We start from the raw sequence: 25,528 nt of genomic DNA, 5'->3' as shown, positions 1-25,528 counted from the left end.
GGTGCGGTGGCTCATGCCGGGCCGAAGGTCTCCCGGAGTTCGTCCAGGTTCGACCGGGTCGTCTCCCACAGGAACTTCTGCGCGTCGTGCACGTCCGCCACCGCGGCGGCGTGGTCGTCGAGGAGCGCCGCCGCCCGCTCCCGGAGACGGGGGCCGAGTCCCCGGTCGTGCACGGACAGCCCCCACTCCTCGCGGCCGATGTCGGACAGGAAGTAGGCGAGCTTCGGGTGGGAGACGAGGCTGAGGATCGGGGTGCCGCAGCCGAACGGGATCATCCCCGCGTGCCCGCGCATCCCGATCACCAGCCGCGCCCGGCGGTACAGCGCGCGGATCCCGTCGTTCGTCATGTCGTACAGCTGCTCCACGGGCAGCGCGATGCCGTGCTCCCGGCGCAGGTCGTGCACGAACTTCTCGTCGGCCGGCATGTGGGCGGCGTACCGTACGTCGGCCCGGTCCCGCAGGCCCTCCAGCGCGGTGGCCAGCTGGGCGAGGAAGTGACCGTAGTCGTGGCCGAAGCGCAGGCCCGCGCGGTCGTACGCGCAGTTGACCAGGACGGTGTCGTCCCGCGGCACCGGGTCGAGCCACCCGGGGACCAGGTACCGGGCCACCGTGGTCGGGCAGGGCTGGTAGCGCACCCGGTCGCGCAGTCCGGCGGGGAGCAGCTCGCGGACCCGCTCGATCGAGCCGTGGTTGCGCAGCCCGAAGAACGCCGACCGCTCCACCAGGACCCGCAGGCTCTCGGCGAACCGGCCGCGGCGGTAGAGCTGCCCGTCGAACACGTTGTAGCCGACCGCGAACACCGCCAGCGGCGCGGTCAGCCGGGCCAGCACGCCGTCCGGGACGTTCCACTGCCAGTGGCTGTTGCCGTTGGGGGAGGTGTCCGGCAGGAACAGCCCGCCGCCGCCCACGACCACCCCGCGCCGCGCGTTCAGCTCCTCCAGCGCCGCCTCGTCGACCAGCCGGTGCACCGGCTGCTGGTACCAGCGGCGCGGGCCGGTGTCGGTGCCGAAGCACATGCGCACGGCCTCGGGCAGGACCTTGTCGCCCGCGTTCTCCTGGCCCTCGGCGAACAGCGCCACGTGCGCCAGCTGTTCCGCCGGGGACGGCGGCTCCGGCTCCGGGGCCCGCTCACGGGTGCGGACGTACCAGCCGTGGCACCCGGCGTCGGTGGGGTCGGCCTCCAGCCCGTCGCGGGCGTAGGCGTGCGCGTCCGCCTCCCGTCCGCACAGCCACGCCAGACGGGCGAGCTGGGCGAAGGCGCGCGGCGCGACGTCGGGCGAGGCCGCCGCCAGGAGCAGACGCGCCTCGGCCTCGTCGTAGCGGGACAGCGCCATCAGGCAGACGCCGAGCGTCTCCTGGCAGCGCGGCGCGTCCAGCCGGTCGCCGACGACCGGGGCGAGGACGTCGACGGCCTCGTCGTAGCGGCCCTGCCTGCGGTACACGTCGGCGACCGTACGGGCGAGGTCGAGCGAGGGGCGGGCCCGGAGCAGGGGCGGCGCGAGGTGCGCCAGGAGGTCGGGGTGCTTCTCGCCGGGCAGGGCGCAGTAGGCGGCCCGGAACTCCTCGTCGCCCATCTCGAAGCGGCGCCGGGCCTCGGCGGCCGGACCGTACCCGGGCTCGTCGAACGGGCCGGTGAAGTGCAGGACGGCGACCTGCGCGGGCACCGGGGCGTCGTCGTACAGCCGGCGGGTGAGGAAGTCGTACCGCGCGTCGACCGGCGCCAGGACCCCCTCGGGCACCGGGTCCGGTCCGGCCGCCGCCCCGTCGTCCACGTCGGCGCGCTGCACGACCAGCAGGCCGTCCGGCAGGACCGCGCGCCGTTCCCGCCCCTCCTCGTCGCAGAGCAGCTGCGGCACGGCGCCGACCCCGTGCCGCATCCGCAGCAGCGCGCCGATGTCGCCCAGTACGACCATGGCCGGGGTGAAGGCGACGACGGTGTCGTAGCCCTCCAGCCGGAAGACGTCACCACGGCCGTCCGCCCGGCGCGTCACCACGCGCGGGTGCAGCCGGCGCAGCGCGTCGAAGGAGGAGTCCGGCAGTCCGGGGTGCAGCACCACGAAGTCCTCGCACACGCCCGGATTGGTGAGCGCCAGGCTGCGCAGCAGCGTGGGCAGGGCGGGCAGGCCGTCGGTGCCGGTGTGGACGGCGAAGGCGATCCGGCGTCTGCCGGTGACGGTGCTCCGGTCGTCCGCGGAGGTGGCGGAGGAGTGGGTCATCGCAGGGCGATCCTCATCTTGCTGTCGTCGACGTGCGTCGCGCGGTCCATGACCCACTCGGCCTCGTCCGGCCGCAGCCGTCCGGGCTCGCCGAAGCCGATGAGGTCCAGGCGGGGGCTGACGTCCAGGAAGTCCAGCAGCCGCAGGACGGTGAAGGCGGTGCTGGTCCCCGGGCCCCAGGCTCCCTCGCCCAGCAGCGCCGGGTCGCTCAGCGGACGGCGCAGGGAGGCGTCACCGACGTGCTCCTGCGCCCCGGCCACGAGCCGCTGCCGCGTGGCGCGCCGCCACGCGGCGGCCGGGTCGCCGAACACCAGCCGGATGCCGGCCGGCCGCGTCCAGGCGGGCCCGTCCCACGGGGTGTCGCCCCGCAGCGAGACGGCGTGCAGACCGGTGCGCTCGCCGGTGCCCTCCGCGCGGAGCCGGAAGGAGTCGCAGCGCACCACCAGGTCGTAGCGGTCGATCTCGGCGCCCAGCGTGCTCCCGGCGACCTCCGGGGCGTCCGACACCAGGCACACCGTCCGCCCCGCGACCAGGCCGCGCAGCCCGCCCACCCCGACCGGCGTGCTCCCGCCGAGCAGCGGGTCGGAGATCCCGGACCGCTCGACGAGCCGCCGGTGGGCGCCGTACAGCGCGAGTAGACGCCGTACGGCCGGGTCGCCCGCGCCGTGCTCGGCCACCCGCGCCCGTACGTGGGCGGCGAACTCCGGTGCCGCGACCGCGGTGGGCTTCCCGGCCAGGTCGCGCAGCGCGGCGCCGGCACCGGGGAACAGCGCGGCGGCCTCCTCCAGGCACTCCATCCGGCGCCGCAGCGTGTCGATCCTGCGGGCGACCTCCTCGGCCGCCTCGCCGTCCCGCAGCAGCGTGAGGTGGCGCTCGTAGCACTCCAGTGCCTCGTCGCCGCGGCCGAGCCCGTCCAGCGCCCGGCCGCGCAGCCGCCACGCGCCCCTGGACCGCTGCCGGATCCCGGTCGACGTCTCGGCGATGCCCAGGGCCAGGGCGAGTCCGTCGTCCCCGCCGGCCTCCAGCGCGCGCTCGCCGACCTTGAGCAGGGCGTCGAAGGGGTCGGCCGACGGGGCGTCGAGCGAGCCGGCGAGGACGCCGATCGCCCGGGTGAGCCGGGTGTCCCGGGCAGTGGGGCGGCCGTCCCGCGACGCGAGGTACTCACCGCACAGGCGCAGGCCCCGGGCGTACAGGTCCCGCCTGGCGGCCTCCTTCTGCCGTGCCGTGAACAATCCCGCCAGGGGGTTCGTCATGCTTCCACCGTCCTCCGATCGGAGGCCGAATGTGCCCCAGTACGGCTGGTCGGCGGTGGCTTCCGGGTGGACATCGGGTGAACAGTGCCTCTCGAACAGTCGGCCCGGCGTCGTGGGCCGCTCAGCGCCGCACGGCCTTCCTCAGTGCCCGCGCCCGCCGCACCACCCGGCGCGCGGTGGTGCTGCGGGGCAGGAACGCCAGCCGTTTCGGGATGCCGCCGGGAAGCCCCAGCGAGGTGAGCCGCCTGCGCTTGAACCAGTGCCGGGTGCGCGGGCCGAAGTGCCGTGCGAGGTACCGCTCCGCGACCGGGCGCAGGGCCGGGTGGATCTGCGGCTGCATGGTGAAGCCGAGCGCGGTGACCAGGTCGTCCAGCTCGTCGGCGGGCAGGGTGCTCCCGCCGCCGGGCTCCAGGGACGGCAGCAGCGCGTCGGCCAGGACCGCCGGGACGCGGTCGCCGTTCTGGTAGGGCGTCAGCCGCTCCAGGGCCCGCTCGGTACCGGTGCGGGCCACCGGCAGGCCGTAGAGCGCGGACGCCGTGAACAGCGCGGTCGAGAAGCAGCCGACGACCAGCGCGGGCCGGTACCTCTCGAACAGCACCTCGGCGGGCACGGGGCTGTCGACGACGGTGAGGTCCACCCCGAGCCGCTCCGCCTCGGCGGCCGGCGCGCGGCCGTGACGGACCGGCGCGAGGGGGTGCGGCTTGAACACGACGGCGCGGTGACCGCGTTCGGCCGCCCCCCGCACCATCCGCACGTGCAGGTCCTCCTCCTCCCGGGCGGAGAGGACGCCGAGCCCGGACAGGCACTGGCCGAGCAGCAGCGCCGAGCCGTCCGGCAGCGCGGGCAACTCACCGGCGGCCTCCGACAGTTCACCGACCGCCTGCCGGAAGGCGTCCGCCGGCACCACCCGCGCCGGCACGTCGAACTCGGTCAGCAGCATCGGCGTGAGGCCCGGCACCAGGTCCAGGTGGAGCACCTGCCGCACCCGCGTGCCCACGAGCGGGTCGAGCCGGGCGCGGGTGGGACCGTAGCTCATCAGCCCGTCGGCGTAGACGTGGACCGGGGCACCGGTGAACACCTGGGCCACCGCGAGGGCGGGGGGCACCGCGACGGACTCCAGGACCAGTTCCACCCGGTCGCCGCCGAGCCCCCACAGCCGCCGCAGATGCCGCTCCAGGAGCGGGACGTCCTCGGGACGCGGCGTCCAGGCCCCCGGGTGGAAGGGGGTGATGGCCTCGTTCCAGGAGAGCACGTCGTCGAAGTGGTCGCGCAGCGGTGCGAAGCCCGGCATCCCGTCCAGCGCCGGCGTGCTCTCCGGGACCTCGGCGTCGTTGCACACCAGCAGCACCCGCCGCTCCGCCTCCGGGAAGCAGCCGGACTCGATCGCGGCCGCCAGCGTGGCCAGTCCGTACAGCGACGAGGCGCAGAAGATCTGGGTGGTACGGGACATCACGCGGCCCCCTTCCCGGTGCCGGCCCTGCGCCGCAGCCGCCGCAGCCGGGCGGAACGGTCCATGTCCATGGTCTCCAGTACGTCTTCGAGCAGGTCCTGCGGCAGCCGGTCGAGCGCCGCCGCGCCCATCGTCCGCAGCCGCCCGGCCACGGCCGGTTCGAACTTGTCCTCCTCGGCCAGGTGGTGGGCCATGATCGCGCAGTACTGCCGCACCGCCTTGGGCAGCAGCCGGCCGGCGTCCCGGTCCGCCGCCGTCTCCGCGACGATCAGGTCGAAGGCGCGGATGAAGTCGAGCTGGCGGACGTCGCCGATCCGGGTGAGGGAGGAGGCGATCCCGCGCCGGTAGAACACGCCCAGCAGGCCGACCACGGCGAACGACTCCGCCTCCCGGTGCAGCTTCCAGGTCCACGGCCGGTCCTCGGCCGTGTGCAGCCCCTCGGCGAAGTGCAGCAGTCCCCGTTCCAGCAGCCGCCGGTGGTAGGCGCCGGCCCAGACGGACACGTAGTCCACCGCGGTCGTCCGGCCCACGGGGAGGATCGCGTCGCGCGGGTCCAGCACCTCGCCGCGCAGACCGACCGGGACCCGCTGCACGGACCGGGCCCGGCCGGTCACCCGCACGTGGTCGGTGCGGACGAAGTCGCAGCCCAGCCCCTCGGCGGCCGCCACCAGCTCCGGCAGGTACCCCGGAGCGAACCAGTCGTCGCCGTCCAGGAAGGCCAGGTACTCGCCGCGCGCCGCGTCCAGCCCGGTGTTGCGCGCGGTGGCGATCCCGGCATTCTTGTCATGACGGATGTAGCGCACCTGCGCGACGCGCGAGAGGTCCTCGGCCGCGCGCTCGAGAATCGCCGGGGTCTCGTCCTCGGAATGGTCGTCGACCAGAACGAACTCGAAATCCGGCCGGGCGTTGGCGCGAAGACTTCGCACGGTGTCCGGGGCGTATTGCCGGACGTTGCAGAACGGGACGATCACGGAAAGCTTCGGCACCCGCGGAACACTAGGAGGGTGCCCGTCCGGGCGCCTTTCCGGCGGCTGTCCGGGCAATGAACTCCACGTGTCCGTAAGGTGCATGACGTCTACGCACCGCGTTCCCGCGGGCCGGTTCGGCTCCCGGTGGGGTGTTGTTAACTTTTCGTTGATGCGCGGTTGGGCCCTGCCTAGAATTCGCTTCCTAGCGTCTGCGGCGTGCCAGCAAGTGCAACGAAGCCCCTCAGGGTCGCGGTCCTCGCGGATTCCGACACCCGGTGGAAATGGGGCGCGCTCACCGCGAACCGCGTCGCGCCGCGGGACGTCCGCCTCGACGGATTCCTGCTGCGGGGCCGCGCCACCCCCACCGCCCGCCAGCTCGGCGAGGTCGGCGTCCGGGCGGACTCGCTCCGCGAGGTCACCGCCGTCGAGTTCCTGCGCGCGATGCGCGAGGAGTCGTACGACCTCCTCGTGCTCGCCCTGGTCGGCGGCGGTGTGCAGGCGATGCTGCACGGACTCAAGCGGATCTGGGAGGACCGGCCGCAGCGGCCCGTCGTCGTCACCGGATACGTCGGCGTCGTCTACGAGAAGCTCGCCGACGGCCTCCTGCTGCGCCACGGCGCCGACCTGGTGCTCGCCAACTCCCGCCAGGACGCGGACCGTTTCCGCGCCGTGTACGAGGGGGTGGGCGCCGACGCCGGCTCGGTGACCGAGGTCGCGCTGCCGTTCCTCGGCGGGGACGACTACACCGGCGAACACGACCCCTACACCGTGGTGTTCGCCGCCCAGCCCTCCGTCCCGGAGAACCGCAGGGACCGTACGTACCTGCTGAACCGGCTGGTGCAGCACGCCCGCCGGCACCCGGAGCGCGAGGTGCTGCTGAAGCTGCGCTCCAAGCCCGGCGAACACACCACGCACATCGAGGAACTGCCCTACCAGAAGCTCGCCCAGCGACTGGACCTCCCCGCCAACTTCCGCCTCGTGTACGGGCACATGGGCGAGGTCCTCGACCGGACCGACCTCCTGGTCACCGTCAGCTCCACAGCCGCCCTGGAGTCGCTGCACCGCCGCATCCCCACCGTGGTCCTCACCGACCTCGGCATCCGGGAGGCGCTCGGCAACCACCACTTCGTCGGCTCCGGCTGCCTCGCCTCCTGGGACCAGCTCGACGCCGGACACCGCCCGGAGCCCGACCCGGAGTGGGTGGCCCGGCAGGGAGTGGCCGCGGAAGGCTCGTACGGAACGGCCTTCGACGCGGCCCGCGAACGCATCGCCGCGCTGCTCGGCCGTCCCGGCGGCCTCCCCCCGCTGACCCCGTACTACACGCCCGTCACCGCGCCCGGCTATCTGCCCGGCATCCTCGCCCGCCACCACCTCGGCCCGGACGGCACCCCGCTGCCCGGCGCGCCCGCCGCCGACAAGGAGCCCGGACCGGTCCGGCAGATCGTGCGCCGCGCGGCACGCGGCGCCTACCGGCACGGCGTGCAGCGCGTGGCCCCGGTGATCCGCCGGATGGGCGAGCTGTGACCGGTCCGATCCCCGATCGAGGAGCTGATCCGATGTCCCACCCGCCGACGGCGCGCCGCGTGCTCGCCGTGATCCCCGCGCGCGGCGGCTCCAAGGGCGTGCCCGCGAAGAACCTCGCCCCGGTCGGCGGCGTACCGCTGGTGGCGCGCGCCGTGCGCGAGTGCCGGGCCGCCCGGTACGTCACGGACGTCGTCGTCTCCACCGACGACCAGGCCATCGCGGCCGCCGCCCGGCAGGCCGGCGCCGAGGTCGTGCTGCGGCCCGCCGCCATCGCCGGCGACACCGCCACCTCCGAGGCCGCCGTGCTGCACGCCCTGGACGCCCACGAGGCCCTGCACGGCGCCCCCGTGGACGTCGTCCTGCTCGTGCAGTGCACCAGCCCCTTCCTGATCCGCGAGGACGTCGACGCAGTGGCCGGCGCGGTCGTCGACCAGGGCGCCGACACCGCGGTGACCGTCGCCCCGTTCCACGGCTTCATCTGGCGCGACGCGGCGGACGGGACGACGGCCGGCACCGGCGCCCACCCGGCCGCCGCCGGGGGCCACGGCGTCAACCACGACAAGTCCTTCCGGCCCCGCCGCCAGGACCGTCCCCAGGACCTCCTGGAGACCGGCGCCGCCTACGCCATGGACGCGGCCGGTTTCCGCGAGCACGGGCACCGGTTCTTCGGCCGCACCGAACTCGTGCGCACCGACCCGGCCCGCGTGCTGGAGATCGACGACCCGCACGACCTCGCCCGGGCCCGCGCCCTCGCCCCGCTCTTCGACGCGGAGCGGCCCGGCGCCCTCCCGACCGCCGACGACGTCGACGCGGTCGTCCTCGACTTCGACGGCACCCAGACCGACGACCGGGTGCTGATCGACTCCGACGGACGGGAGTTCGTCTCCGTGCACCGCGGGGACGGACTCGGCATCGCGGCCCTGCGCCGCAGCGGCCTGAAGCTGCTCATCCTGTCCACGGAACAGAACCCGGTCGTCGCCGCCCGCGCACGCAAGCTCAGGCTCCCCGTGCTGCACGGCATCGACCGCAAGGACCTCGCACTGAAGCAGTGGTGCGAGGAGCAGGGCATCGCGCCGGAGCGCGTGCTCTACGTCGGCAACGACGTCAATGACCTCCCGTGCTTCGCCCTCGTCGGCTGGCCCGTGGCGGTCGCGAGCGCCCACGACGTCGTACGCGGCGCCGCACGCGCGGTCACCACCCTCCCCGGCGGCGACGGCGCGATCCGAGAGATCGCCGGCTGGATCCTCGGTCCCTCTCTCGATTCCCTCCCCAAGTAAGGAAACCCCGGACATGAGCACCAACTCCCGCATCCGTACCCTCGGTTCCCGCGAGGCCGGCCCCGGCCGCCCCGTGTACGTCACCGGCGAGATCGGCATCAACCACAACGGCGACCTGGAGAACGCCTTCAAGCTGATCGACGCCGCCGCCGAGGCCGGCTGCGACGCGGTCAAGTTCCAGAAGCGCACCCCCGAGATCTGCACCCCGCGCGACCAGTGGGACATCGAGCGCGACACCCCCTGGGGCCGGATGACGTACATCGACTACCGCCACCGCGTGGAGTTCGGCGAGGACGAGTACCGCCGGATCGACGAGTACTGCAAGACCAAGAACATCGACTGGTTCGCCTCCCCGTGGGACACCGAGGCCGTCGCCTTCCTGGAGAAGTTCGACGTCCCCGCCCACAAGGTGGCCTCCGCCTCCCTCACCGACGACGAGCTGCTGCGCGCCCTGCGCGCCACCGGCCGCACGATCATCCTCTCCACCGGCATGTCCACCCCGAAGCAGATCCGCCACGCGGTCGAGGTCCTGGGCAGCGACAACATCCTGCTCTGCCACGCCACCTCCACCTACCCGGCGAAGGCCGAGGAGCTGAACCTGCGGGTCATCAACACCCTCCAGCAGGAGTTCCCGAACGTCCCGATCGGCTACTCCGGCCACGAGACCGGCCTGCAGACCACCCTCGCCGCCGTCGCCCTCGGCGCCGTCTTCGTCGAGCGCCACATCACCCTCGACCGCGCCATGTGGGGCTCCGACCAGGCCGCCTCCGTCGAGCCGCAGGGCCTGACCCGCCTGGTCCGCGACATCCGCACCATCGAGGCCTCCCTCGGCGACGGCGTCAAGAAGGTCTACGACTCCGAGCTCGGCCCGATGAAGAAGCTGCGCCGCGTCACCGGCGTGGTCGCCGAGGCGGAGATCGCCACGGCCGCCGGCGAGCCCGTGGCCGTCTGAACCCCCGCACCCCCGCACCCCCTCCCACCCTTACGACGACGGGAACGGTCGTACGTCGATGAGCCCCCGCGCCGGCCGGCCCGGCCCTCACACCCTCGCCTTCGTCGAGAGCCCGGTACAACTGCTCAACGTGCTGGAGTGGGCGCACGCGCACGCGCCCGGCGTGGGGCTCACCCTCGTGGTGCTGTCCCCGGTCGACCCGATGACCCGGGGCCAGCTGCGCCGCATGGCGGAGCTGGCCCGCGAGGAGGGCCACCAGGTCCGCTGGGAGGAGGCGCGCGGGGGAGCGGGCGCCCCGCTGCAGACGGTCGGCGGCCTCACCGCGCCGCTCCGCCGGGCCGCCCGCGTCGTCCTCGGCGACCCCTTCTCCCGCTACGTCCAGCTGCTGCTGACGATCACCCGTGCCCGTGAGGTCGTCGTCGTCGACGACGGCACCGCGACCATGGAGTTCGTCGGCCAGCTGGCCCGCGGCGAACGCCTGGTGCGCTGGCACCGCAAGGGCGGCCGCCCGGGCCCCCGCGAACTCGTCCTCGCCCCCGTGTCCGCCGCCGCCCGGCGCCGGCTCACCCCCGGCGGGAAGCGCACGGTGGAGGTCTTCACCTCCATGCCCATGGAGGACACCCCGCCCGGGGTCACCGTCAGCTCCCACACCTTCGCCTGGACCCGGGACCGCTTCGGCCCGCCTCGCGTCACCCGGGGCGCCGACATGGTCGGCACCTCCCTGGTGGAGACCGGCGTGGTGGACGCCGACGCCTACCTGGAGGCCGTACGCGCCCTGGTCGCCGCGCACGGCGCCAAGCGCTACTTCGCGCACCGCCGCGAGAGCACGGAGAAACTCCACCGGCTCGCCGTCGAGACGGGACTGGAGGTCGTCCGCCCGGAGCTCCCGCTGGAGATCGTCGCCCGGCGCGGCCCCATCGGCGCCACCGTCCTCAGCTTCCCCTCCACGGTCGTCCACACCCTCCCGCTGGCCCTCGCCGGCACGGGCGTCCGCGTCACGGTGTGCGACATAGACCCCGCCTGGCTGACCAAGAACGCCTCCCCCCGCGCCCAGGGCTTCCTGGCCAACGTCACGGACACGGCCAGGTCCGCCCACCACCTGCGGACGGCACCGGCGGTCTGAGTCCCCGGTGCCGGAGGGGAGCGGGCGGGCCTTCGCGTCCCCGGTGCCGGACAGCAGCCGTCGCCCGCCGGCATCCGCCGAATGAACCGGTCCGCGTGGCTTGGGCCGAGCGTGGTAACCGTGAGGAGTGGACGGGTGCCGGAACCGGGGCACGGAGTGTGATCGACCTCATGGACCGGCAGGCCATCGGCCTATACCCTCGCAAAAAGGCGGTGAGTGTACCCACCTCAATACACAGCTATGCGTAGGGCAGCCGGATTTTCTCCCCCCAACGGGCTGATTTTTCTTGATCGGGGGTCGGTGGACGGCTCCGGCACCCTACTCTTCAAAGGGTGAAACCACTGATGTCACTGGAGTCCGAGATCGATCTCCCCGGGGGAGCGGTGCTCCCCGGCGCGCTGCCCGAGGCCCTGCGCGCCGAACTCGTGGCCTTCCGGCGCGACCTGCACATGCACCCGGAGCTCGGCCACCAGGAGTTCCGCACCACCGCGGCGATCAAGGAACGCCTCGAGCAGGCCGGTCTGAAGCCGCGCGTCCTCTCCAGCGGCACCGGCGTGATCTGTGACATCGGAACCGACGACGAGGCCGGCACGGACTCGGCGATGCTCGCCCTGCGCGCCGACATCGACGGCCTGCCCATCCCCGATGTGAAGGCCGACTGCCCCTACCGCTCCACGGTGCCCGACCGCGCCCACGCCTGCGGCCACGACGTGCACACCACCGTCGTGCTCGGCGCCGGCCTGGTCCTCGCCGAACTGCACCGCCAGGGCCTGCTGCCCCGCCCCGTGCGGCTGATCTTCCAGCCCGCCGAGGAGGTGCTGCCCGGCGGCGCCGCCGAGGTGGTCGAGGACGGCGGGCTGGACGGCATCGGCCGGATCCTCGCCGTGCACTGCGACCCCCGCGTCGACGCCGGGAGGATCGGTCTGCGCGAGGGACCCATCACCTCCGCCTGCGACCGGCTGGAGATCGCCCTCGACGGCCCCGGCGGCCACACCGCCCGCCCGCATCTGACCACCGACCTGGTCACCGCCGCCGCGCGGGTCGTCACCGACGTGCCCGCCCTGGTCGGCCGGCGGGTCGACAGCCGCAGCGGACTGGCCGTGACCTGGGGCCGGGTCGAGTCGGGCCACGCGCCCAACGTCATCCCGCAGCACGCCGAGCTCTCCGGCACCGTGCGCTGCCTGGACCTGGAGACCTGGCGGCAGGCCCCCGACATCGTGGTCGCCGCCATCGACGAGGTGGCCAACCTGCACCGCGCCAAGTCGGAGATCACCTACGTGCGCGGCGTCCCGCCGGTCGTCAACGAGGCCGGCGCCACCGAACTGCTGCGCGACGCCATGATCGCCCGGCGCGGGGTGGAGTCCGTCGAGGGCACCGAGCAGAGCCTCGGCGGCGAGGACTTCTCCTGGTACCTGGAGCGCGTCCCCGGCGCCATGGCCCGCCTCGGCGTCCGCCCCCCGGGCGAGCGCACCGTGCGCGATCTGCACCAGGGCGACTTCGACGTGGACGAGCACGCCATCACCGTCGGCGTGGAGCTCTTCACCGGCGCCGCCCTGCTGGACGCCCTCCGCTAGAGCGGCACCGCCCGCCCGCCGCGGTCCCCCTGCCACCCGCTCCGCCCGCCCCCGGCTCCCTTCCCCGCCCGTTCCGCTTGCGCGCCGGACGTGGGAGGGGCAGCGTGGGGCCGTGCAGACGCGCGCGTCCCGCCGATCGCCCGTTTCGGGCCCCTACGGCCCTCTGGTTCACAAGGACGTAACCGGCCATCGGCACGAATGGATAACGGCCCCGCTGGACCCCGTTCCCAGGAGTGTCTACGCGCGTTAATGTGCGCCGAACCGAGCACCCGCTGCGGGGCTTTGGAGAATGGGGAGCTTCAGATGCGTCGGATATCCAAACTGACCCGCGTCGCGGTGGGGGTCGCCTCGCTCGCACTCGCCGCCACCGCCTGCGGCGGCACCAGCAGTGACAACGGCGACAGCGGCGACTCCAAGGAAGACCTCGGCCTCGCCATCGCCTACGACATCGGGGGCAAGGGCGACCAGTCCTTCAACGACGCCGCCTTCGCCGGCCTCACCAAGGCCAAGGACGAGTTCGGCTACAAGACCGCCGACGTCGAGCCCACCGAGGGCGAGACCGACGCGGACAAGGAGCAGCGTCTGGCCTCGCTGGCCCGCCAGGGCTACAACCCGATCGTCGGCGTCGGCTTCGCCTACGGCCCCGCGATGAAGGCCGTGGCCGCGAAGTACCCGAAGACCACCTTCGGCATCGTCGACTCCGTCGTCGAGGGCGACAACGTCGCCTCCCTCGTCTTTGCCGAGGAGCAGGCCTCCTACCTCGCCGGTGTCGCCGCCGCCAAGGCCACCAAGACGAAGACGGTCGGCTTCGTGGGCGGTGTGGACATCCCGCTGATCCACAAGTTCCAGGCCGGCTACGAGCAGGGCGTCGAGGACACCGACCCCAAGGTGAAGGTGGTCCCGCAGTACCTGACGCAGACCGCGGAGGAGGGCGGCTTCTCCAGCCCCGACAAGGGCAAGGCCGCCGCCGAGGGCCAGATCGAGAAGAAGGCCGACGTGATCTACCAGGCGGCCGGCCTCTCCGGGCAGGGCGTCATCGAGGCCGCCGCCAAGGCGAAGGTCTGGGCGATCGGCGTCGACTCCGACCAGTACCAGCAGGAAGCCCTCGCCGCGTACAAGGACTACATCCTCACCTCCGCCCTGAAGGACGTCGGCGGCGCGGTGTACGCCCTGGCCAAGTCGGTCGAGGACGGCAAGCCGCTGACCGGCACCCAGGTCTTCGACCTCAAGGTGAACGGCGTCGGCCTCTCCGAGAGCAACCCGAAGATGGCCGGGATCGCCGGTCTGACGGACGCCGTGGCCAAGGCCAAGGAAGGCATCATCGACGGCTCCATCAAGGTCCGGACGGAGTAGCCGGACCCGGCACACACGCACGGAGAGGGCCGGCCCGTCGGGCGTCGGCCCTCTCCGTCGTTCCCGCGTCCGCTCACCCACCGCCACCCTCCGCTCGCGCCCGGCAATGCCCTGCCCACCGCTCGACGCCGTGTTGGCCACGGCCGGATAACAAGGTGGACAGAAGGGGTTTTCAGGCAGGTCTACGCGCGTTAATCTGCGGCAAAGCCAGCGCCGCAGCTGAACACGTCCCGGCGCTTGTACGACTAGGAGCACCACACATGCGCCGGATTTCCCGGATCACGGTCGCAGGCGCAGCGACCGCCTCCCTGGCCCTCGCCCTCTCCGCCTGCGGCGGCACCTCCACCTCCTCGAGCTCCTCGGAGTCGAAGGGCGACAAGGGCCTCGCCATCGCCTACGACGTCGGCGGCAAGGGCGACCAGTCCTTCAACGACGCCGCGTACGCGGGCCTGGAGCAGGCAAAGAAGGAGTTCGGCTACGAGACGGCCGACGTCGAGCCCACCGACGGCGAGACGGACGCCGACAAGGAGCAGCGCCTGGTCTCGCTGGCGAAGCAGGGCTACAACCCGGTCGTCGGTGTCGGCTACGCGTACGCCGCCGCCGTGAAGGGCGCCGCGGAGAAGTACCCGGACACCACCTTCGGCATCGTCGACGACGCCACCATCGAGGCGGACAACGTCGCCGACCTGGTCTTCTCCGAGGAGCAGGCCTCCTACCTCGCCGGTGTCGCCGCGGCCAAGAGCACCAAGACGAAGACGGTCGGCTTCGTGGGCGGTGTGGACATCCCGCTGATCCACAAATTCCAGGCCGGCTACGAGCAGGGCGTCAAGGACACCGACCCCAAGGTGAAGGTGGTCCCGCAGTACCTGACGCAGACCGCGGAGGAGGGCGGCTTCTCCAGCCCCGACAAGGGCAAGAGCGCCGCCGAGGGCCAGATCGAGAAGAAGGCCGACGTGATCTACGCGGCCGCCGGTCTGTCCGGCCAGGGCGTCATCGAGGCCGCCGCCGCCAACAAGGTGTGGGCGATCGGCGTCGACTCCGACCAGTACCAGCAGGAAGCCCTCGCCGCGTACAAGGACTCGATCCTCACCTCGGCGATGAAGGACGTCGCCAAGGCGGTGTACAACCTTGCGAAGTCGGTCGAGGACGGCAAGCCCACGACCGGTATCGTCAAGGGCGATCTGAAGACGGGTGAGGTGAGCCTGTCGAACTCCAACCCGAAGTTCGCGGACGACGCCGAGCTCCAGGAAGCCATCGAGACGGCCAAGGAGAAGATCATCAGCGGCGAGATCAAGGTCAAGTCGAGCTGAGACACCCCCTGAACGATCCCGGGGTCGCGTCCGCTCGACGGGGTACGAGGAGCCCGGCTCCTCGTACCCCGTCGGTCGAGTGCGCCACCCCTTTGCATGCCGTAGGGGCACTACGCGCGTAGACGGCCCCCGTCCCCAGGAGAGTGCGTCATCAACGCGTCCAGCAGCCCTCCGGCCGCAGCGGCGGTCAACGATTCGGCGACCGCCGTCGAACTCGCCGGGATCACCAAGCGCTTCCCCGGTGTCGTCGCCAACCACGACATCCACCTCACCGTCCGCAAGGGCACCGTCCACGCCCTCGTCGGTGAGAACGGCGCCGGCAAGTCGACCCTGATGAAGATCCTCTACGGCATGCAGAAGCCGGACGAGGGCACCATCGCGATCCACGGCGAACAGGTGAGCTTCTCCTCGCCCGCCGACGCCATCGTCCGCGGCATCGGCATGGTGCACCAGCACTTCATGCTCGCCGACAACCTCACCGTCCTCGAGAACGTCGTCCTCGGCAGCGAGAAGCTCCACGGCATCGGCGCCAGGGCCCGCCGCAGGATCAAGGAGCTCTCCGACCGCTACGGCCTCGGCGTCCGCCCCGACGTCCTGGTCGAGGAGCTCGGCGTCGCCGCCCGCCAGCGGGTGGAGATCCTCAAGGTCCTCTACCGCGGCGCCACCACCCTGATCCTCGACGAGCCCACCGCCGTCCTCGTCCCGCAGGAGGTCGAGGCCCTCTTCGACAACCTGCGCGAGCTGAAGGCCGAGGGCCTGTCGGTCATCTTCATCTCCCACAAGCTGGGCGAGGTGCTCTCCGTCGCCGACGAGATCACCGTCATCCGCCGCGGCACCACGGTCGGCACGGCCGTCCCCGCCGAGACGACCCCGCGCCAGCTCGCCGAGCTGATGGTGGGCAGCGAGCTGCCGACGCCGGAGACGGCCGGGTCCACGGTCACCGACCGCCCCGTCATCACCGTCGACAAGCTCCGCCTGGCGGCCCCCGGCGGCAAGGCCCTGCTCGACGACATCACCTTCACCATCCACGCGGGCGAGGTCCTGGGCATCGCCGGCGTCGAGGGCAACGGCCAGACCGAGCTGGTCGACGCCCTCATCGGCCTGCGCCACGCCGACTCGGGCACCATCCGGCTGGCCGACGAGGAGATCACCTCCTGGGCCACCCGCAAGCGCCGCGAGCAGGGCATCGGCTACATCCCCGAGGACCGCCACCGCCACGGCCTGCTCCTGGAGGCCCCCCTCTGGGAGAACCGCATCCTCGGCCACGTCACCGAGCGGCCCAACGCCAAGGGCGTCTGGCTCGACCCGAAGGCCGCGCAGGAGGACACCCGCCGGATCGTGACGGAGTACGACGTCCGCACCCCCGGCATCGACGTCACCGCCGCCTCCCTGTCCGGCGGCAACCAGCAGAAGCTGATCGTCGGCCGCGAGATGAGCCACGAGCCGCGCTTCCTGATCGCCGCCCACCCCACCCGCGGTGTGGACGTCGGCGCGCAGGCCGCCATCTGGGACCACATCCGCCAGGCCCGCCGCGAGGGCCTGGCCGTGCTGCTGATCTCCGCCGACCTGGACGAGCTCATCGGCCTCTCCGACACCCTCCGGGTGATCTACGACGGCAAGCTGGTCGCGGACGCCGACCCGGCCACCATCACCCCGGAGGAACTCGGCACCGCCATGACCGGCGCGGCCGAGGGCCACCTCGAACACGACGAGAACCCCGAGACCCCGGCCGACGGCGGCACGTCCGCCGGGTCCCCGGAAGACGAGGCCCGCTGATGAAGAAGTTCGACAAGGAGCGCGTGCTCCTCGCGGTGGCCGGACCGGTCATCGCGCTCGCCGTGGCCTTCGTGCTCAGCGCGATCGTCCTGATCGCCTCCGGCAAGAACCCGGTCGAACCGTTCGCCCTGATGTTCGAGCAGGCCGGCTTCTCCGACATCCAGGTCCTGATCATCAACCAGGCCTCGATGTACTACATCGCCGCCCTGGCGGTCGCCATCGGCTTCCGCATGAACCTGTTCAACATCGGCGTCGACGGCCAGTACCAGCTCGCCGCCATGATGGCCGCCATCGTGGGCGCGCACATGAACCTCCCGGCCGTCCTGCAGATCCCGCTGCTGCTCCTGACGGCCGTGTGCACCGGCGCCTTCTGGTCCGGCATCGCCGGTGTCCTCAAGGTCACCCGCGGGGTCAGCGAGGTCGTCGCCACGATCATGCTCAACGCGATCGCGACCTCCGTCATCGGCTACCTCTGGCTGCCCACCGTCTTCGGCGTCAAGGTCGGCAACAACAACACCACCGGCGAGATGCACGAGTCCGGCTGGGTCCCCGGCATCGACATGGGCGAGGCCGGCGAGATCTACGGCCTGGTCATCCTCGCCGTGCTGCTCGGCATCGGCTACTGGGTCGTCCTCAACCGCACCCGCTTCGGCTTCGACCTGCGCGCCTCCGGCGCCTCCGAGTCCGCCGCCGCGGCCAGCGGCGTCAGCCCCAAGCGCATGGTGCTCACCGCCATGCTGCTCTCCGGGGCCATCGCCGGACTCGCGGGCCTGCCGATCCTGCTCGGCGACACCCACACCTACAGCCTCAACTTCCCCACCGGCATCGGCTTCCTCGGCATCGGCATCGCCCTGCTCGGCCGCAACAGCCCGGTCGGCATCGCCTTCGCCGCCCTGCTGTGGGCCTGGCTCGACAAGGCCTCGCCCGAGCTCGACTTCCACGGCTACGACAAGGAGATCGCGGTCATCATGCAGGGCCTGATCGTCCTCTCGGTCGTCGTCTCCTACGAGGCCGTCCGCGAGTGGGGCCTGCGCCGCCAGCAGCGCCGGGTCGGCGCGGAGCTCGCCGCGGGGCACGTCCTGGGCGCCGACAACAACACCACGAAGGAGGTGGCCGGCCGATGACCGCTCCGACCACAGCGACCGACGTCAACCAGCCGTCGCTGGAGCACGCACCGCCGACCGGCCGCCGCATGTCGTGGCCCGTCCTGCTCCTGGTCATCGCCGGAGCCCTGGCACTGGTCTCGATCGTCCGCATCATCACCGGCGCGGACGGCATCACCAACGTCAGCCAGATGTCCACCGCCCTCCAGCTCGCCGTCCCGATCGGCCTCGCCGGCCTCGGCGGCCTGTGGGCCGAGCGCGCGGGCGTCGTCAACATCGGCCTCGAAGGCATGCTGATCCTCGGCACCTGGTTCGGCGCCTGGGCCGGATTCCAGTGGGGCCCGTGGACCGGTGTCCTCGTCGGCATCCTCGGCGGCGCGATCGGCGGCCTGCTGCACGCGATCGTCACCGTCACCTTCAACGTCAACCACATCGTCTCCGGCGTGGCCATCAACATCCTCGCCCTCGGCGCCACCCGCTACCTCGCCCCGCTCGCCTTCGAGGGCCACCCGGGCGGCTCCGCCAAGCAGTCCCCGGCGGTCGACTCCCTCGGCCACTTCACCGTGCCGGGACTCTCCGACGGGCTGAGCGACCTCAACGGCAAGGGCTGGTTCTTCGTCTCCGACGTCGCCGGCCTGCTCGGCGGACTGGTCACCAACGTCTCCTGGCTGACCCTGATCGCCGTCGCGCTGATCCCGGCCACCTGGTGGATCCTGTGGCGCACGGCGTTCGGCCTGCGGCTGCGCTCCTGCGGCGAGAACCCGGTCGCCGCCGAGTCCCTCGGCGTCAACGTCTACAAGTACAAGTACCTCGCCGTGATCATCTCCGGCGGTCTGGCCGGCCTCGGCGGCGTCTTCCTGTCCATCGTGGCCAACCCCTTCTACCTGGAGGGCCAGACCAGCGGCCGCGGCTACATCGGCCTCGCCGCGATGATCTTCGGCAACTGGATGCCGGGCGGTCTCGCCATCGGCGCCGGCCTGTTCGGCTACACCGACAGCCTCAACCTGCGCGGCGGCTCCGCCAACGTGCACGCCCTGCTGCTGCTCGGCGCGCTGCTGCTGGTCATCGGCGCGATCTGGCTGGCCGTCCGCAAGAAGTACGTCCACGCGGCGATCACCCTGGTCGTCGGCGTCCTCGTCGGGGCCTGGTACGCCGGCACCAACGAGGTCCCCAACCAGGTCGTCGCCGCCACGCCGTACGTCATCACCCTCGTCGTCCTCGCGCTCTCCGCGCAGCGGCTGCGGATGCCGAAGGCGGACGGCATGCCGTACCGGAAGGGACAGGGCAAGTGACCACGGCCGACGTCGACTGGGAGGCGCTGCGCGCCGCCGCGCGGGACGCCATGTCCCACGCCTACGCCCCCTACTCGGGTTACCCGGTCGGCGTGGCCGCCCTGGTCGACGACGGGCGCACGGTCTCCGGCTGCAACGTCGAGAACGCCTCGTACGGGCTCGGGCTGTGCGCCGAGTGCGGACTGGTCTCGGAGCTCCAGCGCACCGGGGGCGGCCGGCTCACGCACTTCACCTGCGTGGACGGCGACGGCGAGATCCTCGTCCCGTGCGGCCGCTGCCGCCAGCTGCTGTACGAGTTCGGCGGCCCCGGCCTGCTGCTCGAGACCCCGGCGGGGATCCTGCCGCTGTCGGAGATGCTGCCCCAGGCCTTCGGCCCGCAGCACCTCACCAAGTAATTCCCCGCGGCCCCTCCGGGCGACAGCCGTTACCGTCGACCGGAGGGGCCGCACCCTTCGCACCCCCGGAAGGAACGCCAGCCATGGCCATGGACGCCATCTCCGTCATCCGCACCAAGCGGGACCGCGGCGAACTCAGCGACGAGCAGATCGACTGGGTGATCGACGCGTACACCCGCGGGGAGGTGGCCGACGAGCAGATGTCGGCCCTCGCGATGGCGATCCTCCTCAACGGCATGAACCGGAGCGAGATCGCCCGCTGGACGGCCGCGATGATCGCCTCCGGCGAGCGCATGGACTTCTCCTCGCTCTCCCGCCCCACCGCCGACAAGCACTCCACGGGCGGCGTCGGCGACAAGATCACCCTCCCGCTGGCCCCGCTGGTCGCGGCCTGCGGCGCGGCCGTGCCGCAGCTGTCCGGCCGCGGCCTCGGCCACACCGGCGGCACGCTCGACAAGCTGGAGTCGATCCCCGGCTGGCGCGCGCTGCTCTCCAACGAGGAGATGCTGTCGGTGCTCGACGGCACCGGCGCGGTGATCTGCGCGGCGGGCGACGGACTGGCCCCGGCGGACAAGAAGCTGTACGCGCTCCGGGACGTCACCGGCACGGTCGAGGCGATCCCGCTGATCGCCTCCTCGATCATGTCGAAGAAGATCGCGGAGGGCACCGGCTCCCTGGTCCTCGACGTGAAGGTCGGCACCGGCGCCTTCATGAAGACCCTGGACGACGCCCGCGAACTGGCCCGCACGATGGTGGGCCTGGGCACCGACTCCGGCGTGAAGACGGTCGCCCTCCTGACCGACATGTCCACCCCGCTCGGCCTGACCGCCGGCAACGCCCTGGAGGTCCGCGAGTCGGTCGAGGTCCTGGCGGGCGGCGGCCCCTCGGACGTCGTCGAGCTGACCCTCGCCCTGGCCCGCGAGATGCTGGACGCGGCGGGCCTGCGCGACGCCGACCCGGCCAAGGCCCTCGCCGACGGCTCCGCGATGGACGTCTGGCGCCGCATGATCGCGGCCCAGGGCGGCGACCCGGACGCGGAGCTGCCGGTCGCGCGCGAACAGCACGTGATCAAGGCCCCGTCCTCCGGAGTCCTGACCCGTCTGGACGCCTACGACATCGGCGTCGCCGCCTGGCGCCTCGGCGCGGGCCGCGCCCGCAAGGAGGACCCGGTGCAGGCGGGCGCGGGCGTCGAGATGCACGCCAAGCCCGGCGACACGGTGACGGAGGGCCAGCCCCTCCTGACCCTCCACACGGACACCCCGGAACGCTTCGACTACGCACTCCGGTCGATCGAGGGCTCCTACGACATCGAGGCCCCCGGCACGGACTTCACGGCCACGCCGGTCGTGCTGGAACGTATCGCCTGACCAGGGCTTTCCCCATGCGGATGAACGGGACCGGTGGACCCCCACCGGTCCCGTTCGGCATGCTGGACTCGGTGACGCACCGAAGAGGAGACCGCCATGAGCGCACTCACCGTGAGCCAGGACCCCGACCAGAGCTGGGACGACCTCGTCCGGTTCTGGGAGGAGATGGAATGGCCCGAGGGCAGCAAGGTGGAGATCATCGAGGGGATCATCACCGTGTCACCCGCTCCCGCTTACCGTCACAACTTGATCGCGGAAAGTATTCAGCGTCGCCTCTACTCGGTGATTCCACCGGACTGGGGGATTTTCCAGACGCTGGCGATTGCCGTGCCCTCGCGGGTGGGCATGCTCATCCCGGATCTCGTGGTGGCTCCGAGGCGGGACCACACCGAGTCGGACACCCACATCCCCGCCGCCCTCGCCGAGCTGGTCGTCGAGGTCACCTCGAAGTCCAACGCCCGCGACGACCGCGTCGGCAAGCCCGCCGCCTACGCCACCGCGGGCATCCCGCTGTACCTCCTCGTCGACCGCTGGGCCCCCGACGGCCCGACCGCGACGCTCTACGGCGAACCGCAGGGGGATGTCTACCGTCCCTTGAGCACCGCGAAGTTCGGCGAGCCGATCAAGCTCCCCGCCCCCTTCGACCTCGTCATCGACACCGGCGAGTTCCCCGAGAGCTGACTCACCCCAGCAGCGCCGCCACCACCACCAGGACCGGCACCGACAGCACCGTCGACACCAGGATCGCCTCCCGGGCCAGCGTCTCGCCCACCCGGTACCTGCCGGCGTACGTGAAGAGGTTCTGGGCGGCCGGGAGGGCCGACGTCACCACCACGTCCAGCAGGTGCGCCCCGCGCAGGCCGAAGACGCCCACCGCCAGCGCCCAGGCGGCCAGCGGCTGGCCCACCGCCTTCAGCGCCACGGCGAGGAGGACCGCGCCGCGGTCACCGCCCCGCAGGGGCAGGGTGCTGCCGCGCAGCGAGATGCCGAAGGCGAGGAGCACGGCGGGGACCGCCATGTTGCCGATCAGGGTCACCGGGTCCCACACCGGGCCCGGTATCCCGATCCCGGCCGCCGACACCGCCACCCCCGCCAGCGACCCCACCGCGATCGGATTGCGCAACGGGGTCAGGAGCCGCCGCCACAGCGGCTGCTTCTCACCCGCCGTCGACAGGTCGAGGATCGTCAGCGCGACCGGCGTGACCCCGACCAGCTGGAACAGCAGCACCGGCGCCACGAGCGAGGCGTCGCCCAGCACGTACACGGCGATCGGGATGCCCAGGTTGCCGGAGTTGACGTAGCTGGAGCACAGGGCGCCGATGGTGGTGCGGCCCACGCCCCAGCCCCGTACGACACCCACCGCGACGAAGACGCCCGCCACCGCCGCCGTGCTCAGCGCGGTGACCAGGAGCCGGCTGGAGAAGACCACCGACAGGTCGGCCCGGGCGAGCGTGGTGAACAGCAGCGCGGGCGACGCCACGTGGAACGCCAGCTTCGTCAGGACCTCGCGGCCCTGTGCGCCGAGATACCCCCGGCGGCCGATGACATAGCCGACGCCGATGACGACGGCGATCACCAGGAATCCGCTCAGCACCCCCTGCACGACGGCTCCTCGCGGAGGCGAAGGGCACCGGACGGCGGGGGCGGGGATGATCTATGGCGCATACACCCAACCCTCCGGGCCGGGCCGCCCCGGGTCAATGTGATCCTTACGGCGCCGGCTCCCGCGATGAGTTACGCGCCACCGCCCGGTCTACTGGTCGTGGACGCCATGACACCGCCCGTACTCGTGCTCAGCGGCCCCCTCACCCGGGACGGGGTGAGCGGGCCCTGCGACGCGCTGCGGGCGCTGCTGGACGGCGGGGGTGACGGCGGCGGAAGTGGAGGCGGTGGCGGAAGTGGAGGCGGCTCGGGCCGGGTGGTCGTGTGCGACGTCGCCGGGCTGGGTCCGGCCGGCCTCGCCGCCGTGAACCTGCTCGCACGGCTCCAGCTCACCGCCCGCCGGTCCGGCGGGCGGATACGGCTGCGCGACCCCTCACCGGCGCTGTGCGCCCTGCTCGACCTGGTCGGCCTCCGCTTCGAGGTGGAGGGGCAGCCCGAACAGCGGGAACCACCGCTCGGTGTCGAGGAAGCAGTGGAACCCGGTGATCCGGCCGTCTGATATCTCCAGCACCTGGACCGCCCACGGCGCGAAACCGCCGGCCTCCGGGTCCGGCTTGTACTGCGCGAACCCCGGCAGCCCGTTGACCTCCACCGGCACCAGCCGCGAACCCGCGCAGGCGGCGCCCAGCGTCGTCATGAAGCCCGTGATGTCGTCGACGCCGGTCAGCCAGAGGTCGAACGGCGGCATCGTCATGAGGGCGTCCTCGTGCAGCAGCGCGGTCAGCGCCGACATGTCGTACCCCTCGAACGCCGCCACGTAGCGCTCGAGCAGCTTCTGCTGCTCCTCGTCCAGCGGGTCGGACACCGACGCGTCGGCTCCCGGCTGCCGCCGCTCCGCCAGCGTCGCCCGGGCCCGCTGGAGCGCGCTGTTCACCGACGCGACCGACGTGCCCAGCAGCTCGGCGACCTCACTCGCCTTCCAGGCCAGCACCTCCCGCAGGATCAGCACCGCCCGCTGCCTGGCCGGCAGCTGCTGCAGCGCGGCCATGAAGGCGAGCCGCACCGACTCCTTGGCGACCGCCGCCTCCGCCGGGTCGGCCGGTGTGGGCAGCACCCGGGAGTCGGGCATCGGCTCCAGCCACGTGCTGTCCGGGCGGGGGGAGAGGGCCGCCTGCGCCAGCGGTGTGGACTCCGTCAGGTCCATCGGCCGGGCCCGCTTGTTGCCCGCCGACAGCATGTCCAGACAGACGTTGGTCGCGATGCGGTAGAGCCACGAGCGCAGGCTGGAGCGGCCCTCGAACCTGTCGAAGCTGCGCCAGGCGCGGATCATCGTGTCCTGCACCGCGTCCTCCGCCTCGAAGGAGGAGCCCAGCATCCGGTAGCAGTACCCGGTCAGTTCGACCCGGTGCGCCTCCAGCCTGGCGTCCAGATCGGTCGTCGTCGCGGTGCTGTTCGTCATCGTCGGCCCACCCCATGCGGTGTCGTCGCGGTCCACCACTTCGGAAGCTACCGCAGCCCACTGACAACGGCCCTCCGAGCCGACGAACGTGCAGGTCAGGGCCGCTGACCCAAGAGATTCCCCGCCCCCGCTCCTCAGAGGCCGGAAGGGCTGGGACCAGCCCTTCCGGCCTCTGAGGAGCGGGGGTCCGGAGCGGAGCCCCGGGGCGGGACGGGAAAGGGCGGCGGGGGCGGAAGGCCTCAGGCCGGCCGGACCACGGCCGCCCTCGCCGCCGCCCGGGTCCCGGCCAGGGTGATCGCCGCGACCCCGGCGACCGCCACCAGCCCGACTCCCACCGTCCCGGCCCAGCCCCCCGAGTGGAACGCGAGCGCGCCCACCGTGCTGCCCGCGCTGGACCCGACGTAGTACGCGGACTGGTACAGGGCCGACGCCTGCGCCCGCCCCACCGTCGCCGTCTTCCCGACCGCCGACGACGCCACCGCGTGCCCCGCGAAGAAGCCCGCCGTGATCAGCACCAGCCCCAGCAGCACCACCGGCAGCGACCCGGCCAGCGACAGCAGCAGCCCCGCCGCGGTCGTCCCGCCCCCCGCGTACAGCGCGCCCCGGCGGCCCAGCCGCCCCACCAGCCGCCCCGCCGCCGACGCCGAGGCCGTACCCACCAGGTAGACCAGGAAGATCGAGCCCACGATGCCCTGCGGCAGCGAGAACGGCGCCTCGGTCAGCCGGTAGCCGATGACCGTGTAGACCCCGCCGAACACCGTCATGAACAGCGCGCCGATGGCGTACAGACGCCGCAGCAGCGGGTTGGCGAGGTGGTCCCGGACGGTCCGCGCCAGCACGCGCGGCCGCAGCGAGCCCGGACGGAAGTGCCTCGGCGCCGGCAGCAGCAGCCGGAACGCCACCGCGCACGCCACCGCGACCGCGCCGATCACCCCGACGGCGACCCGCCAGCCCCACTCCTGAGCCACCCAGCCGGTGATCACCCGGCCGCTCATCCCGCCGACGCTGTTGCCGGCGACGAACAGCCCGATCGCGGTCACCAGCGCCTTCGGCGTGACCTCCTCCGCGAGGTACGCGGTCGCCGACGCCGGCAGCCCGGCCAGCGCCGCACCCTGCAGCGCCCGCAGCGCCACCAGCGCGCCCAGCGACGGCGCGAACGGCACCAGCAGTCCGAGGGTCACCGCGACGGCCAGCGAGGCCGTCATGACCGTACGCCGTCCGTAACGCTCCGACAGCGCGCTCATCGGCAGCACGAACAGCGCCAGGCCACCGGTCGCCGCCGCCACCGTCCAGCTCGCGTCACCCGCGCTCACCGCGAAGTCGCCGGAGATCAGCGGCAGCAGGGCCTGGGTGGAGTACAGCAGCGCGAAGGTCGCGACGCCCGCGAGGAACAGGGCGAGACTCATCCGGCGGTAACCGGGTCCGCCCGGATACATCCGGGAGTCGGGGACGGGCCGGGTCGAAGGAACGGATGCGACGGCGCCCACGCTGGTGGACGCCCCGGTACTGGCGGGAGTCATGCCTCGAAACTACG

At 72.6% G+C, this 25,528-nt stretch carries 20 protein-coding genes and 1 pseudogene; 14 read left to right on the top strand and 7 right to left on the bottom strand.

All coding sequences use genetic code 11. From position 1 onward, the window contains the following. Positions 1-11 precede the first annotated feature (11 nt). From ACFY3N_RS02455 to ACFY3N_RS02440, 4 genes are all read right to left on the bottom strand, one after another. Complete coding sequence (locus tag ACFY3N_RS02455; protein ID WP_390814786.1) at positions 12-2,216, bottom strand: polysaccharide pyruvyl transferase family protein; 2,205 nt, start codon at positions 2,214-2,216, stop codon at positions 12-14. Continuing rightward, the gene (locus ACFY3N_RS02450) at positions 2,213-3,469 is read right to left on the bottom strand and encodes a hypothetical protein (protein ID WP_390814785.1); all 1,257 of its coding nucleotides are present in this window, start codon (positions 3,467-3,469) and stop codon (positions 2,213-2,215) included. The genes ACFY3N_RS02455 and ACFY3N_RS02450 overlap by 4 nt, the downstream gene beginning before the upstream one ends. Before the next feature lie 121 nt (positions 3,470-3,590). After that, positions 3,591-4,919: a polysialyltransferase family glycosyltransferase gene (locus ACFY3N_RS02445; RefSeq protein WP_390814784.1), complete on the bottom strand. Its 1,329-nt coding sequence runs from the start codon at positions 4,917-4,919 to the stop codon at positions 3,591-3,593. Then, a complete protein-coding gene (locus ACFY3N_RS02440; RefSeq protein WP_390814783.1) occupies positions 4,919-5,905 on the bottom strand; it encodes a glycosyltransferase family 2 protein in 987 nt (328 codons plus the stop codon). The genes ACFY3N_RS02445 and ACFY3N_RS02440 overlap by 1 nt, the downstream gene beginning before the upstream one ends. A gap of 198 nt (positions 5,906-6,103) precedes the next feature. Between ACFY3N_RS02440 and ACFY3N_RS02435 the strand changes: the two genes are divergently transcribed. The 13 genes from ACFY3N_RS02435 (at position 6,104) to ACFY3N_RS02375 (ending at position 21,614) form a co-directional block, all read left to right on the top strand. Continuing rightward, complete coding sequence (locus ACFY3N_RS02435) at positions 6,104-7,411, top strand: DUF6716 putative glycosyltransferase (protein ID WP_390814782.1); 1,308 nt, start codon at positions 6,104-6,106, stop codon at positions 7,409-7,411. A 32-nt stretch (positions 7,412-7,443) separates the two neighbouring features. Further along, a complete protein-coding gene (locus ACFY3N_RS02430; protein ID WP_390814781.1) occupies positions 7,444-8,688 on the top strand; it encodes a cytidylyltransferase domain-containing protein in 1,245 nt (414 codons plus the stop codon). 13 nt (positions 8,689-8,701) lie between these two features. Beyond that, positions 8,702-9,640, top strand: a complete 939-nt coding sequence (locus ACFY3N_RS02425; protein WP_390814780.1) for an N-acetylneuraminate synthase family protein — start codon at positions 8,702-8,704, stop codon at positions 9,638-9,640. A 58-nt stretch (positions 9,641-9,698) separates the two neighbouring features. Further along, positions 9,699-10,763 (top strand): hypothetical protein, encoded by a 1,065-nt coding sequence (locus ACFY3N_RS02420; RefSeq protein ID WP_390814779.1) that lies wholly within the window; start codon positions 9,699-9,701, stop codon positions 10,761-10,763. A gap of 344 nt (positions 10,764-11,107) precedes the next feature. Continuing rightward, positions 11,108-12,337, top strand: coding sequence for a M20 family metallopeptidase (locus ACFY3N_RS02415; protein ID WP_390814778.1), 1,230 nt, complete (start codon positions 11,108-11,110; stop codon positions 12,335-12,337). A 303-nt stretch (positions 12,338-12,640) separates the two neighbouring features. Further along, positions 12,641-13,690, top strand: coding sequence for a BMP family protein (locus ACFY3N_RS02410; RefSeq protein ID WP_390814777.1), 1,050 nt, complete (start codon positions 12,641-12,643; stop codon positions 13,688-13,690). Positions 13,691-13,950: 260 nt separating this feature from the next. Further along, positions 13,951-15,000, top strand: coding sequence for a BMP family protein (locus ACFY3N_RS02405; RefSeq protein ID WP_390814776.1), 1,050 nt, complete (start codon positions 13,951-13,953; stop codon positions 14,998-15,000). Positions 15,001-15,150: 150 nt separating this feature from the next. Beyond that, positions 15,151-16,776, top strand: a complete 1,626-nt coding sequence (locus tag ACFY3N_RS02400; RefSeq protein WP_390815027.1) for an ABC transporter ATP-binding protein — start codon at positions 15,151-15,153, stop codon at positions 16,774-16,776. Next, a complete protein-coding gene (locus ACFY3N_RS02395; RefSeq protein WP_390814775.1) occupies positions 16,776-17,900 on the top strand; it encodes an ABC transporter permease in 1,125 nt (374 codons plus the stop codon). The genes ACFY3N_RS02400 and ACFY3N_RS02395 overlap by 1 nt, the downstream gene beginning before the upstream one ends. After that, positions 17,897-19,171 carry an ABC transporter permease gene (locus ACFY3N_RS02390; protein ID WP_390814774.1) on the top strand — a complete coding sequence of 425 codons (1,275 nt, stop codon included), beginning with the start codon at positions 17,897-17,899 and terminating at the stop codon, positions 19,169-19,171. Before ACFY3N_RS02395 ends, ACFY3N_RS02390 begins: the two co-directional genes overlap by 4 nt. Beyond that, the gene (locus ACFY3N_RS02385) at positions 19,168-19,566 is read left to right on the top strand and encodes a cytidine deaminase (protein ID WP_390814773.1); all 399 of its coding nucleotides are present in this window, start codon (positions 19,168-19,170) and stop codon (positions 19,564-19,566) included. The genes ACFY3N_RS02390 and ACFY3N_RS02385 overlap by 4 nt, the downstream gene beginning before the upstream one ends. 89 nt (positions 19,567-19,655) lie before the next feature. Then, complete coding sequence (locus ACFY3N_RS02380) at positions 19,656-20,933, top strand: thymidine phosphorylase (RefSeq protein ID WP_390815026.1); 1,278 nt, start codon at positions 19,656-19,658, stop codon at positions 20,931-20,933. Between the two features lie 96 nt (positions 20,934-21,029). After that, on the top strand, positions 21,030-21,614 hold the full coding sequence (locus tag ACFY3N_RS02375; protein WP_390814772.1) for a Uma2 family endonuclease: 585 nt from the start codon (positions 21,030-21,032) through the stop codon (positions 21,612-21,614). A gap of 1 nt (position 21,615) precedes the next feature. Here ACFY3N_RS02375 and ACFY3N_RS02370 read toward each other — a convergent pair whose 3' ends face one another. After that, the gene (locus ACFY3N_RS02370) at positions 21,616-22,536 is read right to left on the bottom strand and encodes an AEC family transporter (RefSeq protein ID WP_390814771.1); all 921 of its coding nucleotides are present in this window, start codon (positions 22,534-22,536) and stop codon (positions 21,616-21,618) included. Between the two features lie 126 nt (positions 22,537-22,662). On the opposite strand from ACFY3N_RS02370, the pseudogene ACFY3N_RS02365 reads away from it, so the two are divergent. Next, positions 22,663-22,947: pseudogene (locus tag ACFY3N_RS02365) on the top strand (hypothetical protein); the annotation flags it as partial. Between the two features lie 21 nt (positions 22,948-22,968). On the opposite strand, the gene ACFY3N_RS02360 reads toward ACFY3N_RS02365, so the two are convergent. Continuing rightward, positions 22,969-23,994, bottom strand: a complete 1,026-nt coding sequence (locus ACFY3N_RS02360) for a sigma-70 family RNA polymerase sigma factor (protein ID WP_390814770.1) — start codon at positions 23,992-23,994, stop codon at positions 22,969-22,971. Positions 23,995-24,233: 239 nt separating this feature from the next. After that, positions 24,234-25,514, bottom strand: a complete 1,281-nt coding sequence (locus ACFY3N_RS02355) for an MFS transporter (protein WP_390814769.1) — start codon at positions 25,512-25,514, stop codon at positions 24,234-24,236. Positions 25,515-25,528: the final 14 nt, after the last annotated feature.

The sequence above is a fragment of the Streptomyces sp. NPDC000348 genome (assembly GCF_042898795.1).
Lineage (GTDB): Bacteria > Actinomycetota > Actinomycetes > Streptomycetales > Streptomycetaceae > Streptomyces.
This window is presented reverse-complemented; position numbering and strand designations above follow the sequence as displayed.

Coding starts and splice junctions, on each gene's coding strand:
- ACFY3N_RS02375 (WP_390814772.1), top strand. CDS start 21,030: ATGAGCGCACTCACCGTGAGCCAGGACCCCGACCAGAGCTGGGACGAC.
- ACFY3N_RS02380 (WP_390815026.1), top strand. CDS start 19,656: ATGGACGCCATCTCCGTCATCCGCACCAAGCGGGACCGCGGCGAACTC.
- ACFY3N_RS02455 (WP_390814786.1), bottom strand. CDS start 2,216: ATGACCCACTCCTCCGCCACCTCCGCGGACGACCGGAGCACCGTCACC.
- ACFY3N_RS02445 (WP_390814784.1), bottom strand. CDS start 4,919: ATGTCCCGTACCACCCAGATCTTCTGCGCCTCGTCGCTGTACGGACTG.
- ACFY3N_RS02360 (WP_390814770.1), bottom strand. CDS start 23,994: ATGACGAACAGCACCGCGACGACGACCGATCTGGACGCCAGGCTGGAG.
- ACFY3N_RS02390 (WP_390814774.1), top strand. CDS start 17,897: ATGACCGCTCCGACCACAGCGACCGACGTCAACCAGCCGTCGCTGGAG.
- ACFY3N_RS02415 (WP_390814778.1), top strand. CDS start 11,108: ATGTCACTGGAGTCCGAGATCGATCTCCCCGGGGGAGCGGTGCTCCCC.
- ACFY3N_RS02405 (WP_390814776.1), top strand. CDS start 13,951: ATGCGCCGGATTTCCCGGATCACGGTCGCAGGCGCAGCGACCGCCTCC.
- ACFY3N_RS02410 (WP_390814777.1), top strand. CDS start 12,641: ATGCGTCGGATATCCAAACTGACCCGCGTCGCGGTGGGGGTCGCCTCG.
- ACFY3N_RS02450 (WP_390814785.1), bottom strand. CDS start 3,469: ATGACGAACCCCCTGGCGGGATTGTTCACGGCACGGCAGAAGGAGGCC.
- ACFY3N_RS02430 (WP_390814781.1), top strand. CDS start 7,444: ATGTCCCACCCGCCGACGGCGCGCCGCGTGCTCGCCGTGATCCCCGCG.
- ACFY3N_RS02395 (WP_390814775.1), top strand. CDS start 16,776: ATGAAGAAGTTCGACAAGGAGCGCGTGCTCCTCGCGGTGGCCGGACCG.
- ACFY3N_RS02355 (WP_390814769.1), bottom strand. CDS start 25,514: ATGACTCCCGCCAGTACCGGGGCGTCCACCAGCGTGGGCGCCGTCGCA.
- ACFY3N_RS02420 (WP_390814779.1), top strand. CDS start 9,699: ATGAGCCCCCGCGCCGGCCGGCCCGGCCCTCACACCCTCGCCTTCGTC.
- ACFY3N_RS02425 (WP_390814780.1), top strand. CDS start 8,702: ATGAGCACCAACTCCCGCATCCGTACCCTCGGTTCCCGCGAGGCCGGC.